The 17,373-nt window shown below is 53.6% G+C and carries 17 protein-coding genes; 11 read left to right on the plus strand and 6 right to left on the minus strand.

Annotation, left to right across the window (positions count from 1 at the left end; all coding sequences use genetic code 11):
- The first annotated feature begins 44 nt into the window (after positions 1-44).
- A complete protein-coding gene (locus RAHAQ2_RS07010) occupies positions 45-503 on the plus strand; it encodes a GNAT family N-acetyltransferase (protein WP_015696558.1) in 459 nt (152 codons plus the stop codon).
- Positions 504-800: 297 nt separating this feature from the next.
- Here RAHAQ2_RS07010 and RAHAQ2_RS07015 read toward each other — a convergent pair whose 3' ends face one another.
- Positions 801-1,730, minus strand: a complete 930-nt coding sequence (locus RAHAQ2_RS07015) for a LysR family transcriptional regulator (protein WP_015696559.1) — start codon at positions 1,728-1,730, stop codon at positions 801-803.
- 101 nt (positions 1,731-1,831) lie between these two features.
- On the opposite strand from RAHAQ2_RS07015, the gene RAHAQ2_RS07020 reads away from it, so the two are divergent.
- Complete coding sequence (locus tag RAHAQ2_RS07020; protein WP_015696560.1) at positions 1,832-2,266, plus strand: DMT family transporter; 435 nt, start codon at positions 1,832-1,834, stop codon at positions 2,264-2,266.
- Between the two features lie 3 nt (positions 2,267-2,269).
- The gene (locus RAHAQ2_RS07025) at positions 2,270-2,722 is read left to right on the plus strand and encodes a DMT family transporter (RefSeq protein ID WP_015696561.1); all 453 of its coding nucleotides are present in this window, start codon (positions 2,270-2,272) and stop codon (positions 2,720-2,722) included.
- Positions 2,723-2,749: 27 nt separating this feature from the next.
- On the opposite strand, the gene RAHAQ2_RS07030 is transcribed toward RAHAQ2_RS07025, so the two are convergent.
- Together RAHAQ2_RS07030 and parS are read right to left on the minus strand one after the other, a co-directional pair.
- Positions 2,750-3,208, minus strand: a complete 459-nt coding sequence (locus tag RAHAQ2_RS07030; protein ID WP_015696562.1) for an RES family NAD+ phosphorylase — start codon at positions 3,206-3,208, stop codon at positions 2,750-2,752.
- On the minus strand, positions 3,205-3,666 hold the full coding sequence (parS, locus tag RAHAQ2_RS07035) for a type II RES/Xre toxin-antitoxin system antitoxin (RefSeq protein ID WP_013574723.1): 462 nt from the start codon (positions 3,664-3,666) through the stop codon (positions 3,205-3,207). The genes RAHAQ2_RS07030 and parS overlap by 4 nt, the downstream gene beginning before the upstream one ends.
- 351 nt (positions 3,667-4,017) lie before the next feature.
- On the opposite strand from parS, the gene RAHAQ2_RS07040 reads away from it, so the two are divergent.
- Both RAHAQ2_RS07040 and RAHAQ2_RS07045 read left to right on the plus strand, forming a co-directional pair.
- Positions 4,018-4,905, plus strand: coding sequence for a nucleoside-specific channel-forming protein Tsx (locus RAHAQ2_RS07040; protein WP_037038636.1), 888 nt, complete (start codon positions 4,018-4,020; stop codon positions 4,903-4,905).
- 185 nt (positions 4,906-5,090) lie between these two features.
- A complete protein-coding gene (locus RAHAQ2_RS07045; protein WP_015696564.1) occupies positions 5,091-6,683 on the plus strand; it encodes an ABC-F family ATPase in 1,593 nt (530 codons plus the stop codon).
- A 180-nt stretch (positions 6,684-6,863) separates the two neighbouring features.
- On the opposite strand, the gene moeB is transcribed toward RAHAQ2_RS07045, so the two are convergent.
- The gene (gene moeB / locus RAHAQ2_RS07050) at positions 6,864-7,625 is read right to left on the minus strand and encodes a molybdopterin-synthase adenylyltransferase MoeB (RefSeq protein ID WP_015696565.1); all 762 of its coding nucleotides are present in this window, start codon (positions 7,623-7,625) and stop codon (positions 6,864-6,866) included.
- A gap of 2 nt (positions 7,626-7,627) precedes the next feature.
- On the minus strand, positions 7,628-8,869 hold the full coding sequence (moeA, locus tag RAHAQ2_RS07055) for a molybdopterin molybdotransferase MoeA (protein WP_015696566.1): 1,242 nt from the start codon (positions 8,867-8,869) through the stop codon (positions 7,628-7,630).
- A gap of 245 nt (positions 8,870-9,114) precedes the next feature.
- Here moeA and RAHAQ2_RS07060 point away from each other — a divergent pair, with 245 nt between their 5' ends.
- Positions 9,115-9,348: a DeoR family transcriptional regulator gene (locus RAHAQ2_RS07060; protein ID WP_013574728.1), complete on the plus strand. Its 234-nt coding sequence runs from the start codon at positions 9,115-9,117 to the stop codon at positions 9,346-9,348.
- Positions 9,349-9,417: 69 nt separating this feature from the next.
- On the opposite strand, the gene tsgA is transcribed toward RAHAQ2_RS07060, so the two are convergent.
- Entirely contained in the window at positions 9,418-10,617 is a 1,200-nt protein-coding gene (tsgA, locus tag RAHAQ2_RS07065) for an MFS transporter TsgA (protein WP_015696567.1), read from the minus strand.
- A gap of 277 nt (positions 10,618-10,894) precedes the next feature.
- Between tsgA and RAHAQ2_RS07070 the strand changes: the two genes are divergently transcribed.
- From RAHAQ2_RS07070 to gsiD, 5 genes are all read left to right on the plus strand, one after another.
- On the plus strand, positions 10,895-11,908 hold the full coding sequence (locus tag RAHAQ2_RS07070) for an isoaspartyl peptidase/L-asparaginase family protein (protein ID WP_015696568.1): 1,014 nt from the start codon (positions 10,895-10,897) through the stop codon (positions 11,906-11,908).
- A complete protein-coding gene (locus RAHAQ2_RS07075; protein WP_015696569.1) occupies positions 11,905-13,761 on the plus strand; it encodes a dipeptide ABC transporter ATP-binding protein in 1,857 nt (618 codons plus the stop codon). Before RAHAQ2_RS07070 ends, RAHAQ2_RS07075 begins: the two co-directional genes overlap by 4 nt.
- A 72-nt stretch (positions 13,762-13,833) precedes the next feature.
- Positions 13,834-15,390, plus strand: coding sequence for a glutathione ABC transporter substrate-binding protein GsiB (gsiB, locus tag RAHAQ2_RS07080; protein WP_015696570.1), 1,557 nt, complete (start codon positions 13,834-13,836; stop codon positions 15,388-15,390).
- Positions 15,391-15,500: 110 nt separating this feature from the next.
- Positions 15,501-16,421, plus strand: a complete 921-nt coding sequence (gene gsiC / locus RAHAQ2_RS07085) for a glutathione ABC transporter permease GsiC (RefSeq protein WP_015696571.1) — start codon at positions 15,501-15,503, stop codon at positions 16,419-16,421.
- Between the two features lie 8 nt (positions 16,422-16,429).
- Positions 16,430-17,350, plus strand: coding sequence for a glutathione ABC transporter permease GsiD (gsiD, locus tag RAHAQ2_RS07090; protein WP_015696572.1), 921 nt, complete (start codon positions 16,430-16,432; stop codon positions 17,348-17,350).
- The last annotated feature ends 23 nt before the right edge of the window (positions 17,351-17,373 follow it).

Here is a 17,373-nt window from a genome sequence, read left to right on the forward strand (position 1 = left end):
ATATCTCTTTTTTGGCTTTCAGAAAACAGGCAGGGCATTCACTCATGACGGAATCATCATCGCTTCACTGGCAGGATTATCATCACAGTGAACTGAACGTGGCGCAGCTTTACGCCATTCTGGCACTGCGAAGTGAAGTATTTGTGGTGGAACAAACCTGTGTTTATCAGGATATCGACGGACAGGATCTGACCGGTGAAAACCGTCATATCATCGCCTGGCTGGACGGCAAGATTGCCGCCTACGCGCGTATTCTGCGTTTCGAAGATGACGTGGCGATCGGACGGGTGATTGTCGCTCCCTCTGCACGCGGCCTGAAACTGGGTTATCAGCTGATGGAACAGGCACTGGCTGCCTGCCAGAAACACTGGCCGGGTGCGCGTGTCGCCATTTCCGCTCAGGCGCATTTGCAGGGGTTCTACGGCAGACTGGGATTTGTGGCGTATAGCGAAATTTATGATGAAGATGGGATACCGCATGTGGGGATGGAGTTGAGGATTTAATCTTCAACTTCAACTTCAACTTCAACTTCAAAGTCAAAACCGTGGGCGTCGGTTTACACTGACTTGGGGGACGGCATATCGCCGCTGCCCATAAAGCTCCCTCCCCTGCGAAGGGGAGGGTTGGGGTGGGGTATTAAAAAAGAATCAAAGAGTTAAGGTTGGCTTTGATTCGGTGTTAGCCCTTAAACCCCCCTCCCAGCCTCCCGCTTCGCAGGGGGAGGAGCAAAGATAAAAACAGTCTGCCTTTGAATTTAAGATCCTGCGGGCGGTTTAGAAAGCTTGCCGAACGGAGCGGTATCACTCCCAGTACGCCGGACTGCCAAATTTCTCCACCAGAAAATCAATCACTGCACGGACTTTGATCGACGGGCGGCGGCTGTTCGGATACAACGCTGATATTGTCTGCGGTTCAGGCGAGGTCGATACCTGATAACTTTCCAGCACGCTGACCAGACGTCCGTCGCGCAGGGCATCGCCAATCAGCCAGGTGGGAAAGACCACCAGCCCCATGCCGTCGATAGCCGCCTGCGTCAGCGTTTCCGCGTTATTACTGGTCAGTAATCCCCCCAGATGCAGCGAGTGCCATTCCTGATCCGGCTGGCGGAAGTACCAGCGTTGCGGACCGGCAAATCCCTTGAACACCAGACAACTGTGACTGGCTAAATCCTCCGGCGTTCCCGGTTTTCCTGCGCGGGCCAGATAAGCAGGGCTGGCGGCAAGACGAAAAGTCTGATGGCCGAGTGTACGCGCCTGTAACGTAGAATCCGCCATCACACCGATACGGATGAGCAGGTCAACGCTGTCCTGCAACGGATCGACAAAATCGTCGGTCTGCATCAGCTCGATATGCAGGCGCGGATAACGGGTACTCAGCTCATGCAACCACGGCGCAAGATGTCGCTGACCGAACACTACAGGCGCATTGATGCGCACCAGTCCGCCGGGTTCGCTGTCCTGCTCCTGCAAATCCAGAGTGGCAAGATCGAGTTGCGCCAGCACCTGTCGCGCATGTCCGGCCAGCAGTTTACCGGATTCTGTCGGGCTGACGGCGCGGGTGTTGCGATACAGCAGTTGCGTCTGTAACGCCTGCTCCAGTTGGGAAATCACCCGCGATACGGTTGACGGCGACATCGCCTCACGCCGCGCCACTTCTGAAAAGCTTCCCTGATCGAGTACCGCGATATACAGGCGCAAAGACTGGATAGTGATCTGATTAAAACCTTTCATCTGTGTATTTTCCGCAAAGGTATTTTCCTGATTTTGCTGTTTTTTGCATAGTTATGCCACGTTATAGTCGCCGCCTCTTAAAAAAGCAAAGCAGGACAATGATGAATCTGATGTTAATTCCGCTGGTCGTCCTGGCGGGGATGGGGCTTTCACTGGAGGCCGGGCTGATTGGTCCGCTGGGAACTGAAGTGGGGCATTTGTGGGCCACACTGAGTATTTTTGGTGTGGGCGCGGTACTGACCGGCCTGCTGGTGCTGTTTTTCAGCCCGCGTAATGCACCCTCTTTCACCGGGCAACCGGGGTGGAAATTACTCGGCGGCGTGCTCGGGCCGGTCTATGTTGTGGTGCTGACGCTCTCGACGCCGGTGATTGGGATCGGCATGACCATGATTGCGATTTTGTCAGGGCAGGTGGCGAAAAGCGTGCTGATCGACCATTACGGCTGGTTTGGGACACCGCATAAAAAAGTCGGCGGTGAACGCCTGCTGGCGCTGCTGTTTATCATTGCTGCGCTTGTTTTAATTGCCTGGGACTGAACCATGACTGAACTGACTATGATTATTCTGGCCATTGTGGCGGGTGCCGCGCTGAGTATGCAGGCGGCGGTTAACGGGCAGTTAGGCGAGAAAGTGGGCGTACTGAAAAGTGCATTCCTGACGTTTAGCGTCGGGGCTGCCATTACCGCAGTGCTGGTACTGTTTTTGCAAACACCGCAGCCGCAAACCTTGCTCACCGTGCCAAAGTGGCAGCTCGCGGGCGCATTATTTGGCGTGCCGTACATCATTGTGATGGTGACAGCGGTACCCCGTGTCGGGACGGCAGTGGCAACAGTTGCGGTAATCCTCGGGCAACTGGCAATGGGTATGCTGATTGATAATTTCGGCTGGCTGGATAATCCGCAGATCGCCTTGTCATGGCACCGGATTGCGGCGATTCCCTGTTTGATCGTCGCACTGGCACTGATTTATCGCAGCAATCGCAAAACAGAATGATTTTCTGACCGACAACTGACCCGCGCTTTACTGAAGGCGCGGATCAAACATCATTGGCTCGCGTTCGACTGAACTCAGTAAATCGGCAAAAGCCGGATGCTGTGGATTGAGCAATACGTTGTATTCTGACGGCACAATCACTGACGGCACTTTCAGCCCGACGTATTCACCTTCCGCCAGCCAGGTGTCACCCTGACGTTGTGTGCTGTCAGGCACCGAGGCGCTACGCCAGTCGGCGGCCAGCTCTGAAACTTCCAGCGTATCAAGCCATTCCTCTGGCACCTCAATACTGAGCAAGGTATAGGAACGCATCAGCATGCTGTTTTGCACATGCACCAGGATTTCCAGGATCGCCAGCGAGATGCTGGTGGTGACATAAACCACCGACCTGCCCGGCGGATTCCAGCGACCGCCGTAAAGTTGCGCACCGGCTCCCGACCAGGCTGTCGCCAGGTGGCGGGTCTGCACGATACGAAACAGCTTCAACTGAAAACACCGTGCTGGAGACGACCAATCAGGCGGCTGACTTCCACCGCGCCAGCTTCAGAAGACAGCAGTTCCAGCGGGCGCGAACCATCCAGTGCCGGAGCAGGGCGGGTGAACCATTCCAGCGCCGAGACACGATCTCCTTCGAACAAATCTGTTGCTGCATCCACGATGCGCACCAGCCGTGCCACACGTTCACTCTCTTCACTTTTCAGCAATCCGTTCCCGGCTTTACGCCGTGCATAGTTGCGTTCGTTAATGCCCATGATTTCCAGTAACACCATTTTTGGCCATCCCAGCTCAGTATTAAGACGGCTGATACTATCAACCGGAAATCCTTTTTGTATGGCATTTATCAGACTGATTCCGCTGCTTGCGGGAAGGCCCGCAGATTGCCAAAGCGGCGTTGCAGAATCTTGCACAGAGCTGGAAGACAGCCCGGTAATTTTTGAATTCATGATGTGTGCCTCCGCACCGTTATTTGTCATGATTATAGCATGACAAATAACGAATGGTCATTTTATCAACGATGACTTTTTTGCATCACTCCGTGCTGAATAAAATCGTCCTGAAACATAAGTGTGATCGATATCACATTGGAGATGTATCGGAATGAAACAGAAATTGACAAACCTTGACCAAATCTATTTATTAGCTAAGAAAAGTCGACTCTTGTAGGAAGTAACTGGAAATTGCAGGTTTTTTGCACTATGCGCAGCAATCGGTTGCGGATCACAGTTTTAGGGTTTGTTTTATGCAACGTCTGAAAGTGGCAAGACGTTGTCCCACCCCCCGCTTCGGGTAAAAATATGAAAAATAAAATTATTGCAGCAGGCGCTTTGATGGCTTTGTCCTACAGCGCGACCGTGCTCGCTGATGATAGCAATGGCGAATTTGTTTCTGACTGGTGGCACCAAAGTGTCAACGTTGTAGGCAGCGCCGATACCCGTTTCGGGCCTACGCTGCGTAACGATGTTTACCTTGAATATGAAGCGTTTGCGCACAAAGACTGGTTTGATTTCTACGGCTATATCGATATTCCTAAAACCTTTGGTGCCGGTAACGGCAATGACACCGGTATCTGGGATAAGAACGGTTCTCCGCTGTTTATGGAAATCGAACCACGTTTCTCTATTGATAAGCTGACCGGCACTGATCTGAGCTTCGGTCCGTTCAAAGAATGGTACTTCGCTAACAACTATATCTACGACATGGGCCCGGACAGCGATAACCGTCAGAATACCTGGTACATGGGGCTGGGCACCGACATCGACACCGGTCTGCCGATGAGCCTGTCTCTGAACGTGTATGCGAAATATCAGTGGGAAAACTACGGTGCAGCGAACGAAAACAGCTGGGACGGTTACCGTTTCAAAGTGAAGTATTTCGTTCCTCTGACGCAACTGTGGGGCGGCAACCTGAGCTATATCGGGTTCACCAACTTCGACTGGGGTTCCTCACTGGGTGACGACGATTTCCGTGATCTGAACGGCAACAAAGCGCGTTCTAATAACTCTATCGCCTCCAGCCATATCCTGTCACTGAACTATACACACTGGCATTACTCGTTCGTGGCGCGTTACTTCCACAACGGCGGCCAGTGGGCTGACGGCGCTGAGCTGAACTTCGGTAACGGTAACTTCGATGTGAAGTCCACCGGCTGGGGTTACTACGGCGTAATCGGCTACAACTTCTGATTTCAGCGGTTGTACGACAAACCCGGCTCCGGCCGGGTTTTTTGCTTTTGTTGCTTTCTGAAAAGTCATCCGCCAGGCTTTTTTTTAGCTATTGAGTGAAAAATGAACATAACTACAGGCGATCCTGACGCGCTGTTGTGGCATAATGCGCGCCAAATCACATTTCCCAATTAAGAGCGAGCGTTGTGCTAAGTACTTACAACATCACCATGCAATTCGGCAGCAAGCCGTTATTTGAAAACATTAACGTGAAATTTGGCGGCGGTAACCGTTACGGCCTGATTGGCGCGAACGGTTGTGGCAAGTCCACTTTCATGAAGATCCTCGGCGGCGACTTAGTGCCTTCTGGCGGTAACGTCGTGCTGGACCCGAACGAGCGTCTGGGTAAATTGCGCCAGGATCAGTTCGCCTTCGAACAGTTCAGCGTGCTGGACACCGTGATCATGGGCCACACCGAATTGTGGGAAGTGAAGGAAGAGCGCGACCGCATTTACGCTATGGCGGAAATGAGTGAAGAAGACGGCTACAAAGTGGCTGATCTGGAAGTCGCTTACGGTGAAATGGACGGCTACAGCGCGGAATCCCGTGCGGGTGAATTGCTGCTGGGCGTGGGTATTCCTGTCGAACAACATTATGGCCCGATGAGCGAAATCGCACCGGGCTTTAAATTGCGTGTTTTGCTGGCGCAGGCGCTGTTCTCCGATCCGGAAATCCTGCTGCTCGACGAACCGACGAACAACCTGGACATCGATACCATTCGCTGGCTGGAGCAGGTGCTGAACGAACGTAACAGCACCATGATCATCATTTCGCATGACCGTCACTTCCTGAACATGGTGTGTACGCACATGGCGGATCTTGACTACGGTGAACTGCGTGTTTATCCGGGCAACTACGACGAATACATGACGGCGGCGACGCAGGCGCGTGAACTTCTCAGCGCCAATAACGCCAAGAAGAAAGCGCAGATTGCTGAACTGCAATCGTTCGTCAGCCGCTTCAGCGCGAACGCCTCAAAATCTAAACAGGCGACTTCCCGTGCCCGTCAGATTGATAAAATTCAGCTTGATGAAATCAAAGCATCCAGCCGTCAGAACCCTTACATGCGCTTCGAGCAGGACAAGAAATTGTTCCGAAATGCGCTGGAAGTGGAAAAAATCACCAAAGGTTTTGATAACGGTCCGCTGTTTAAAAACCTCGGCCTGATGCTGGAAGTGGGCGAGAAAGTCGCGATTCTGGGTGCTAACGGTATTGGTAAATCAACCCTGCTGAAAACGCTGGTCGGTGAGCATGAACCGGAAAGCGGTTCAGTAAAATGGTCTGAAAACGCCAAAATCGGTTATTACGCGCAGGATCATGAATATGAATTCGATGACACCCTGAACGTCTTCGACTGGATGAGCCAGTGGAAATCCGAGAAAGACGACGAGCAGGCCGTGCGCGGTGTGTTAGGCCGCCTGCTGTTCGGTCAGGACGATATCAAGAAGAAAGTGAAAGTGCTTTCCGGGGGTGAAAAAGGCCGTATGTTATTCGGGAAACTGATGATGCAACGTCCGAACATCCTGATTATGGATGAGCCAACCAACCACCTTGATATGGAATCCATCGAATCGCTGAACATGGCGCTGGAAATGTACGAAGGCACGCTAATCTTCGTTTCTCACGACCGTGAATTCGTCAGCTCGCTGGCGACGCGTATTCTGGAAATGACACCGACGCGCGTGATTGATTTCTCGGGTAATTACGAAGACTACCTGCGCAGTCAGGGCATCAATTAAACCTCGTCATCCTTCAAGCTGTCTCTGCGTTGGCTGTCTTCACAAACCCCGGTCACATACTGATGTATGCTCCCGGGGATTTGTTCAGTTGCCGCCTGGATACAACTCGAATGATTTAGAGGTTTTCATTATTTAAAAACCGCCGATAAAGGCGGTTTTTTTGTGTCTGAATTGACTGATTCAGCAATCACCACACACTTCACAATGCGGATCTTTCATCAGCTTCATTTCGCGAAACTGCAACGTCATGGCGTCAAACATCAGCAGTTTTCCGCGCGGGGTTTCACCCCATTTTGTCAGCAACTTGAGGGTTTCCATGGCCTGTAAACTGCCGATGGTACCGACCAGCGGCGCCATCACACCGGCTTCCACGCAGGTCAGCGCATTTTCGCCAAATAAGCGGCTCAGGCAGCGGTAACACGGCTCCTGCGGCTGATAGGTAAATACGCTGAGCTGGCCTTCCATACGGATTGCGGCACCGGAAACCAGTGGTTTTTTCTGTGCGAAACATTCACCGTTCAGCTGATTCCGTGTGGTGACGTTGTCGGTACAGTCGACCACCACGTCGCAGGCGGCGATCAGGTCACGCAGCATATCGTCGCTGGCCTGTGCATTAATCTGATGAATGGCGATGTGCGGATTGATTGCCGCCAGCGCTATGGCGGCGGATTCCACTTTCGGCATGCCGATCCGGGCATCCGTATGCAGCGTCTGGCGTTGCAGGTTGGACAGCGAAACCGTATCGAAATCCAGTAGCGTTAATGTACCGGTGCCTGCGGCCGCCAGATATTGCGCCGCGGCACAGCCTAAACCACCCAGTCCGACAATCAGCACATGACTGGCTTTCAGTTGCTCCTGACCGTCAAAATCAAACCCTTTCAGAACAATCTGGCGGTTATAACGCAGGATTTCGGCGTCCGTCAGTTCCGGCAATTGAGGCATGTTCAGCTCCGCAACAGGGCGTTAAACGGTTCGATTTCGACGATTTCGCCTGTCGACACATTGCCGCGTTCGCGTTCAAGTACGATGAAACAGTTGGCCTGACTGAATGAGCTGAACACATGCGAGCCCTGATGTCCGGTGGTGCGGACTTCCAGTTGACCTTCGGCACTGGTGCTGAAAATACCGCGCTGGAAATCGAGACGTCCGGGGGATTTTTTTAATGGTGTTACCGCTTTTGCCTTCAGGCGTGGCGGGAACTGCCAGGCCGTATGGCCGGACAATTGCGCAATAAAGGGCTGAACCAGTTGATAAAACGTCAGCGCAGCCGACACCGGATTACCCGGCAAACCGCAGAACCAGCTGTTTTCAAGTTTGCCGAACGCGAAAGGTTTGCCCGGTTTCATGGCAAGCTTCCAGAAACCAATTTCACCCAGTTCATCCAGGATCTGCTTAGTGTAATCGGCTTCACCGACCGACACGCCGCCGCTGGAAATCACCAGATCCGCAAACGCATTGGCTTCTTCAAAAGCTTTACGCAATGCCTGCGGATTGTCGCGGATAATGCCCAGATCCAGCACGGTGCAGCCCAGTTGTTCCAGCATCAGGCGCACGGCGAAACGGTTGGTATCGTAAATCTGGCCTTCCTGCAAAGGTGTGCCCACCGGTTGCAGTTCATCGCCGGTGGAGAATACCGCGACTTTCAGCGGCTTCCAGACATCAACGTGGGTGACGCCCAGTGAGGCCAGCAGGGGTAATTCTGCTGCACCCAGCCGCACGCCGGCAGGCAGCACGCTGTCACCCTGTTTTATGTCATCACCGGTCAGACGGATATTCTGGCCTTTGGTGATGGCTGCCGTGAAACGTACACCGGCATCCGCGACTTCGGTCTGTTCCTGCATGATCACGGCGTCAGCGCCTGCAGGCACCGGTGCACCGGTCATAATACGAATGCAGGTTCCGGCCGGCCATTCGCCATGAAAAGGCGCACCCGCAAAGGCTTTGCCTGCAACCGGGAACACTGCGCCATCGCACAACTCTTCGCAACGCACCGCATAGCCGTCCATCGCCGAGTTATCAAACGGTGGCACGAAAACCGGTGAAAGTACCGGTGCGGCGGTAATACGCCCCGCGGCACCAGCGAGTGGCAGAGATTCGGCCTCCTGAGTTGTTTTAGGCGGTACGCAGGCGCGCATTTTATCCAGCGCTTCGTCGAGTGAGATCAGACCGGCAGTATTGAATTCCATGAAAAATCCTTAGTCATTCGTCCCGGCGTAGCAGGTATTTTCACCGGAGCCGGGCAAGGAAAGGGAGCATGCGCATAGTATGACAGAGAAACGCAGCGAACCAAAAATCACTGAAGGCGTAAAAATTCTGCGAAGATTCCTGAAAAATTGAGATCGATCCCAAAATTAACAATGTAACGTGGGTATTATAGTTGCCGTTATTTGTGACTTTCGTCACATAACTGTCATATAAACAGGAATAACCGGTGCTTAAAAAAAATCGTCATCAGGCCATCCTTCAGTTGGTTGAACAACATGAAGTGCTACAGGTAAGCGAACTGGCACAATCGCTGGATGTCAGTCTCGAAACGATCAGACGCGATCTGAGTGAAATGCAGGACAAAGGATTGATTTTACGCCGCCACGGACGTGCGCGTCGTCTGGCCGCTCAGCCTGAAACATCCTGGCTAAACAGTTTGCAGCGTTGCCCGCAGCTTTAAACGCAGCAACGACAATAAGAAAAGGGAAGGCTTTTATGCCTTCCCTTTTTTATGGTTCGCCACTGAGACTCAGTGTGCGGTCACTTCGTGGTTAATTTTCTCTGCCTTGCTCTTCAGGCTGGCAAGCACCACCATCAGCACCAGCAACGCGTAGGAAACGGTCGCGATATTCAGCGCCCAGAACAAACCGTACTCGTTGTAGATGAAAGAAGAGAAGGACGCGAAAATCAGCGTGCCGACGGAACTGGTGGTCAGCAGTGCGGATGTCAGCGTAGGGGGTGAATTTTTCACCTGCAGGCTACCGTAGCTCATCAGGCCGGAGAACAGACCGGAGTTACAGAAACCGAACAGACCCACGGCAAAGAGCACCAGCGTCGGCGAATTGCTGGTGGTGAGCACTGCCAGGCTTGCCATGCCGATAATCACGGAAATTAGCAGGAAAGTCCGCAGTTTCACGAAACGCACGGTGAACTGGTTCAGGAACAGGCCAATCGCTTTCACCATCCAGTAGGTGGTGATGTAAATCGCGGCACGGTCTGTTTCCATACTGAAGTGCTCATGCAGCCAGCTTGGCATCCACAGCGTGAAGACCAGTTCGGTAAAGACAAAAGCAAACAACGCAATACACAGGAAGAAGACTGCGATTCCCCATGGCTCTTTCGCCACGTTATGACTGGCTTCGTTTTTAACCGGTTGCGGAACATTCGGGAATTTCTGACCCGCGCACAGCAAAATCATCAGCAAGCTCAGAACGCCCATGATGCCGTACATCGCCAGCCAGCTTGCGCCGTGTTTGAACAGGAAACCCAGCACCAGTGACAGCGTCATACCGGAAAGCGCAAAGAAGAAGTCGGTGAAGATTAAGTTCGCTGAACGTTTTTTCGGATCGTCATTAATACGAACGACCAGGTAGCTGCCGATAGACATCATCAGGCCCGCGGTGGCACCGATCAGGAACACGCCCACGCCGAACAGGGTAATCGACGGCATGATAAACAGCGCGATACACACCAGCACGGAAATGAAAGAGCCGGTCATCAGCTGTTTGCCCAGATCAAACTTACGCATCAGAATGCCGCTGATCATGATTGGCAGGAACAGACCGATGTTCATTAAGGAGAACATCTGGCCGATAAAGCCCGGATCTTTGTTAAATGCAGTGGCCACCGGTCCGATAACAATGCCCAGAGTGGAAACCAGTCCACCGGTAAAGAAATAGCTGAGCCATGAGATCACATTAATCCGACGGCGGTTATAAACAGTTTCCATAAACTGATTTCCTAAAAAGAGAAAATAAAAAAGCCACGGAAAGCTTATCCAGAGATGCTTTTATCCGCAGTTAAGACGTTTATTATTGCTGTTCTTTGGTCATTTGTCCCGCAGGTATATTCAATTGCAGCATTTGTTTTTCCTAAACAATCTAAGCAATTAGCGACCTTTTAATGGCGCGACATTTCTGCTTTACATACTGTTGCGGGCTAAATATAGTCAAAAACAGCTCAACATTTTCCTATACATAAATACAACATCGAAAGGTGCAGCGCTAATGAGTTTTTCTACTGATAATTCAGCGGCTTCCGTTTCGGACAAGAAGCGGCCGGTTATTGCGATCCACGGTGGTGCAGGGGCGATTACCCGCGCAGCAATGAGCGCTGAAAAAGAACGACTTTATTTAGCCGAACTGGAGAGAATAGTCACCAGCGGACAGGCTATTCTGGCCTCCGGCGGCAGCGCACTGGATGCGGTCACCGAAGCGGTGCGTCTGCTCGAAGAATGCCCGTTATTTAATGCCGGAAAAGGGGCTGTTTTTACCCATCAGGGCACTCATGAGTTAGACGCCTGCATTATGGACGGCCGTACGCTCGATGCCGGTGCCATCAGTTGTGTGAACCATATTCGCAATCCTGTTCTCACCGCCCGTAAGGTGCTGGAAGTCAGCCCGCATGTGATGTTTACCGGTGCGGGCGCGGAGGCGTTTGCCCGTGAACACGGCCAGGAAATGGTCGGACCGGATTATTTTTTCACGCAGGAACGTTATGACCAGTTGCAGCGTGCTATCGCGGCGGATACCGGCGTGATGCTCGATCACGACGGCGCATCGCTCAGTGCATCTGCCTCAGATGACCCGCTGGATCCTGAACATAAATTTGGCACCGTGGGTGCCGTGGCGATGGATGTTCTGGGCAATCTGGCGGCGGCGACATCGACCGGTGGTATGACTAACAAGCAGGCCGGGCGCGTGGGCGATTCGCCGATCATTGGTGCCGGGTGCTATGCCAGCAATAATACGGTGGCGATTTCCAGCACCGGCACCGGCGAAGTGTTTATGCGCACGGTGGCGGCTTATGATGTGGCGGCGCTGATGGAATACGCCGGTCTTTCTCTGGAAGAGGCCACCCGCAAGGTGGTGCAGGAAAAACTGCTGCCCCTGGGCGGAAGCGGCGGAATGATTGCCGTGGATAAATTTGGCAACGTGGTGCTGCCTTTTAACAGTGAAGGCATGTACCGCGGCTTTGCCAGGGTGGGTGATGCACCCGTCGTCAGTATTTACCGCTCATGAACAGTCCTCTGATCCTGCCTCCCGACCACGTGCTGGCTGTCAGCCAGCTCAGCGTACAGTTTGCCCATGAAGGGCAGGTGATCCCGGCGGTTAATCAGCTCAGTTTTCAGGTGAAACGGGGTGAAACGCTGGCGATTGTGGGCGAATCGGGTTCCGGAAAATCCGTGACCTCACTGGCACTGATGCGGCTGGTGGAACAGGGCGGCGGGAAGATTTCACAAGGGGAAATGCAATTTCGTCGCCGTAACGGTGAGGTGGTCGATCTGAGAAACGCCTCGCAGCCCGCCATGCGCAACCTGCGCGGCGCGGATATGGCGATGATTTTTCAGGAGCCGATGACGTCGCTCAATCCGGTCTTTCCGGTGGGGGAGCAAATTGCCGAATCGATCCGTTTGCACCAGAACAAAGATCACCGCGCCGCCCGCGCGGAAGCGTTACGGATGCTTGATCTGGTGCGCATTCCCGAAGCCCGGAATATTCTCGACAGTTACCCGCATCAGCTTTCCGGCGGTATGCGCCAGCGGGTGATGATTGCGATGGCACTCTCCTGTAAACCGGCGTTGCTGATAGCCGACGAACCGACCACAGCGCTGGATGTCACTATTCAGGCGCAAATTCTGCAACTGATCCGTGTGCTGCAAAAAGAGATGCAGATGGGCGTGATTTTTATCACGCATGATATGGGTGTGGTGGCCGAAATTGCTGATCGTGTGCTGGTGATGCATCAGGGCAACAGTGTGGAAACCGGAGAGGTGAACGCTATATTCCGCTCTCCGCAGGCGCCTTACACCCGGACGTTGCTGGCGGCGGTGCCAAAACTCGGCTCGATGGCGGGTAAACCGCTGCCCGCCCGCTTTCCCGCGCCTGAACAGCAGGAAAGCGATCCGGCGCTGATTCAAAACACTCTCACGCCAGGTGTGCCACCAATATTGCAGGTGCGTGATCTGGTCACGCGCTTTGACCTGCGCAGCGGCATTTTTAATCGGGTGACCCGCCGGGTTCATGCTGTGGAAAAAGTCAGTTTTGATTTACATCCTGGTGAAACGCTGGCGCTGGTAGGGGAATCAGGCTGCGGGAAATCCACCACCGGCCGTTCGCTGCTGAAACTGGTGAAAAGTCAGGGAGGCACTATCACTTTTAAGGGCCAGACGCTGACCGATATCGGTGGCAGCGAACTGCAACATCTGCGCCGCGATATTCAGTTTATCTTTCAGGATCCCTATGCCTCGCTCGATCCGCGCCTGACGGTAGGATATTCCATCATGGAACCGCTGCTGGTTCACAACCTGGCAAAAGGCGCGGAAGCCGAAGCCCGTGTGGCGTGGTTGCTGGAGAAAGTCGGGCTGCTGCCGGAACACGCGCAGCGCTATCCTCACGAATTTTCCGGCGGACAGCGGCAGCGAATTTGCATTGCGCGTGCGCTGGCGCTTAATCCAAAAGTGGTGATTGCCGATGAATCGGTTTCGGCGCTGGATGTGTCTATCCGCGCGCAAATCATCAATCTGCTGATGGATTTGCAGAAAGAGTTTGGTCTGGCATTTTTGTTTATTTCTCACGATATGGCCGTTGTGGAACGCATCAGCCACCGTGTGGCGGTGATGTATCTTGGGCAGATTGTGGAAATCGGCTCGCGCCGTGCGGTATTTGAAACGCCGCAACATGCGTATACCCGCAAACTGATGGCCGCTGTGCCAGTTGCCGATCCGGCGCACAAGCGAAAAGATCAGGCGCTGCTGGTTGATGAAATCCCCAGTCCGATCCGCGGGTTGCACGATGACCCGGTGGTGATGCCATTGGTGAAGGTGGGCGAAGGTCATTTCGTCGCCAGACATACGATTGCGGGTATTTACTGATTTTTGTGGCGGCTTATTTTGAACCGTCAATTCTTAGCAACACAAACGGGTAAGACAGGAAAAGGAACTGACATGAATCAGCAGAAATCTAAAGGTAAAAACGTTGTCCGTCAGGTCGTGCTCGCTGCCGCTGTTTTCGGTTCGCTGGCGTCGGCTTCTGCATGGGCGGCAAAAGACGTGGTCATCGCCGTAGGTTCTAACTTCACCTCGCTCGATCCGTATGACGCCAACGACACCTTGTCACAGGCCGTCGCCAAATCGTTCTATCAGGGCCTGTTTGGCTTTGATAAAAATATGAAACTGGAAAACGTTCTGGCGGACAGTTACACCGTCAGTAAAGACGGGCTGGTTTACACCATCAAACTGCATCCGGGCATCAAATTTCAGGACGGCACCGACTTCAATGCGGCGGCGGTGAAGGTTAACTTTGATCGCGCCAGTAACCCGGACAGTCACCTCAAGCGCTATAACCTGTTCAAAAATATCGCCAGCACCGAAGCGGTTGATGACACCACGGTGAAAATCACGCTGAAAGCGCCGTTCTCCGCCTTTATCAACATTCTGGCGCACCCGTCTGCGGTGATTATTTCCCCGGCGGCGCTGACCAAATACGGCAAAGACATCGGCTTCCATCCGGTCGGCACCGGCCCGTATACGCTGGAACAATGGAACCAGACTGACTTTGTGAAAGTGAAGAAATTCGACGGTTACTGGAAAAAAGGCGAGCCGAAACTCGATACGATTACCTGGCGTCCGGTGGTGGATAACAACACCCGGGCAGCCATGCTGCAAACCGGCGAAGCGGATCTGGCGTTCCCGGTGCCTTACGAACAGGCGGCCTTGCTGGAGAAAAACGCCAAACTGGATCTGGTGACTGCGCCGTCAATTCTGCATCGCTACATCAGTTTTAACGTCACGCAAAAACCGTTCGACAATGTGAAAGTGCGTGAGGCGATCAACTACGCGATTAATAAACAGGCGCTGATCAAAGTGGCGTTTGCCGGTTACGCCGTGCCATCGGAAGGACCGCTGCCGCAGGGCATCGAATATGCTGCGAAATTTAAACCGTGGCCGTATGACCCGGCAAAAGCGAAAGCGTTGCTGAAAGAAGCCGGTTATCCGGACGGTTTCACCACCACGCTGTGGTCTTCGCACAACAACAGCACCGCGCAAAAAGTGTTGCAGTTCACCCAGCAGCAACTGGCGCAGGTGGGCATCAAAGTGACGGTCACCGCAATGGACGCCGCGCAGCGTGCCGCCCAGGTTGAAAACGTCGGGCAGAAAGAGGCGGGCATCCGTATGTTCTATACCGGCTGGTCGGCGTCTACCGGTGAAGCAGACTGGGCGCTGTCGCCGCTGTTCTCCACTCAGGCCGCACCGCCGAAGCAGTTCAATACTGCCTTCTACAGCAATGCACAGGTGGATAAAGATTTGTCTGATGCGCTGAAAACTACCGACAAAGCTGAGAAAGCCAAACTGTACGCCGATGCCCAGAAACAAATCTGGACCGATGCGCCGTGGGCATTTCTGGTCACTGAACGTCTGGTTTCAGCCAAAAATAAACGTCTGACCGGCTTCTATGTGATGCCAGACACGGCCTTCAGTTTTGACGATGCAGATGTGAAATAATACGCGGTAAAGCTTTCAGGGCGCGTAACGCCACAGCGTGCGCGCCCTGAACTTATGTGTTCCGGGGGCCGGAACATGGATGTCTACCGTGAAATCACAGACAGCGAATCATGCTTAATTATTTTTTAAAACGATTACTCGGACTGATACCGACGCTGCTGATTGTGGCCGTGCTGGTGTTTTTATTTGTGCATCTGCTGCCGGGTGACCCGGCGCGGCTGATGGCCGGACAGGATGCCGATGCCAGCGTGGTCGCGCTGGTGCGTCAGGATTTAGGACTGGATAAACCGCTTTATCAGCAATTCTTCACTTTCTTTGGCAATGCGCTGACCGGGGATTTCGGCCACTCAATGGTCTCAAAACGCCCGGTCATTGAAGAAATCAGTTCGCGCTTTATGCCGACATTCTGGCTGACGCTGACCAGCATGGTGTGGGCGGTGATTTTCGGGCTGGTGATTGGTGTAGTCTCCGCCGTGTGGCGTAACCGCTGGCCGGACAGGCTGGGCATGGCGCTCGCCGTCTCCGGTATCTCCTTCCCGGCTTTCGCGCTGGGCATGTTGCTGATGCAAATTTTTTCCGTTGAGCTGGGCTGGCTGCCGACGGTGGGTGCTGACAGCTGGCAGCACTATATTCTCCCTTCTGTTACGCTCGGTGCAGCGGTGGCGGCGATCATGGCGCGCTTTACCCGCGCTTCTTTTGTTGAAGTGATGCAGGAAGATTATATGCGTACCGCGCGTGCCAAAGGCGTACACGAAGCGGTGGTGGTGGTCAAACATGGCCTGCGCAACGCGATGATCCCGGTCGTGACCATGATGGGGCTGCAATTTGGCTTCCTGCTCGGCGGTTCGATTGTGGTGGAAAAAGTGTTCAACTGGCCGGGGTTAGGGCGGTTGCTGGTTGATTCGGTTGAGATGCGCGACTATCCGGTGATACAGGCAGAAGTGCTGCTGTTTTCGCTGGAGTTCATCCTGATCAATCTGCTGGTGGACATGCTGTACGCCGTCATCAACCCTTCTATCCGATACAAGTGAGTAAGCGCATGAAAAACTGGCGGCGAAATGCCGTACTCGCGAGTTTACCGGTCATCACGCCGGGAGCTGCGCAATCACAGGCGGGAAGGACACCGTGGAAAGCGTTCTGGCGTCGTTTTCGCCGCCAGCATATTGCAATGATTGCGGGGGCTTTTATCCTGCTGCTGATCGTGGCGGCCATTCTTGCGCCGTGGCTGGTGCCGTTTGACGCGGAAAATTATTTTGATTACGACCGCCTGAACGAAGGGCCGTCGCTGATCCACTGGCTGGGGGTAGATTCTCTCGGTCGCGATATTTTCAGCCGTATCCTGATGGGCACGCGGATTTCACTCACCGCTGGCGTACTTTCCGTGGTGCTCGGTGCGGCAATCGGTACAGTGTTCGGACTGCTGGCGGGATATTACGAAGGCTGGTGGGATCGCATTACCATGCGCGTTTGTGACGTCCTGTTTGCTTTCCCCGGTATTTTGCTGGCGATCGCCGTCGTTGCGGTGATGGGCAACGGCATGTCGAATGTAATTATCGCCGTGGCGATTTTCAGCATACCGGCCTTTGCGCGTCTGGTGCGCGGCAACACGCTGGTACTCAAACAGCAAACCTATATTGAATCGGCGCGCAGCATTGGCGCCTCTGACGCCACGATTTTATTCCGCCACATCCTGCCGGGTACGCTGTCATCCATCGTGGTGTATTTCACCATGCGTATCGGTACTTCGATCATCACCGCCGCCAGCCTGTCGTTTCTGGGCATGGGCGCGCAGCCCCCGACGCCGGAGTGGGGCGCGATGCTCAACGAAGCCCGCGCCGACATGGTGATGGCCCCGCATGTGGCGATATTCCCCAGTCTGGCCATATTCCTGACCGTTCTGGCGTTTAATTTGCTGGGTGACGGATTACGGGATGCACTGGATCCGAAATTGAAGAATTGATTTTTGTGCTCCCTCCCCTGCGA

It is taken from the genome of Rahnella aquatilis CIP 78.65 = ATCC 33071 (assembly GCF_000241955.1).
Classification (GTDB): domain Bacteria; phylum Pseudomonadota; class Gammaproteobacteria; order Enterobacterales; family Enterobacteriaceae; genus Rahnella; species Rahnella aquatilis.

What these genes read in the sequence shown, in the direction of transcription:
- RAHAQ2_RS07010 (WP_015696558.1), top strand. Translation starts at nt 45, where the DNA reads ATGACGGAATCATCATCGCTTCACTGGCAGGATTATCATCACAGTGAA.
- RAHAQ2_RS07015 (WP_015696559.1), bottom strand. Translation starts at nt 1,730, where the DNA reads ATGAAAGGTTTTAATCAGATCACTATCCAGTCTTTGCGCCTGTATATC.
- RAHAQ2_RS07020 (WP_015696560.1), top strand. Translation starts at nt 1,832, where the DNA reads ATGAATCTGATGTTAATTCCGCTGGTCGTCCTGGCGGGGATGGGGCTT.
- RAHAQ2_RS07025 (WP_015696561.1), top strand. Translation starts at nt 2,270, where the DNA reads ATGACTGAACTGACTATGATTATTCTGGCCATTGTGGCGGGTGCCGCG.
- parS (WP_013574723.1), bottom strand. Translation starts at nt 3,666, where the DNA reads ATGAATTCAAAAATTACCGGGCTGTCTTCCAGCTCTGTGCAAGATTCT.
- RAHAQ2_RS07040 (WP_037038636.1), top strand. Translation starts at nt 4,018, where the DNA reads ATGAAAAATAAAATTATTGCAGCAGGCGCTTTGATGGCTTTGTCCTAC.
- moeB (WP_015696565.1), bottom strand. Translation starts at nt 7,625, where the DNA reads ATGCCTCAATTGCCGGAACTGACGGACGCCGAAATCCTGCGTTATAAC.
- moeA (WP_015696566.1), bottom strand. Translation starts at nt 8,869, where the DNA reads ATGGAATTCAATACTGCCGGTCTGATCTCACTCGACGAAGCGCTGGAT.
- tsgA (WP_015696567.1), bottom strand. Translation starts at nt 10,617, where the DNA reads ATGGAAACTGTTTATAACCGCCGTCGGATTAATGTGATCTCATGGCTC.
- RAHAQ2_RS07070 (WP_015696568.1), top strand. Translation starts at nt 10,895, where the DNA reads ATGAGTTTTTCTACTGATAATTCAGCGGCTTCCGTTTCGGACAAGAAG.
- RAHAQ2_RS07075 (WP_015696569.1), top strand. Translation starts at nt 11,905, where the DNA reads ATGAACAGTCCTCTGATCCTGCCTCCCGACCACGTGCTGGCTGTCAGC.
- gsiB (WP_015696570.1), top strand. Translation starts at nt 13,834, where the DNA reads ATGAATCAGCAGAAATCTAAAGGTAAAAACGTTGTCCGTCAGGTCGTG.
- gsiC (WP_015696571.1), top strand. Translation starts at nt 15,501, where the DNA reads ATGCTTAATTATTTTTTAAAACGATTACTCGGACTGATACCGACGCTG.
- gsiD (WP_015696572.1), top strand. Translation starts at nt 16,430, where the DNA reads ATGAAAAACTGGCGGCGAAATGCCGTACTCGCGAGTTTACCGGTCATC.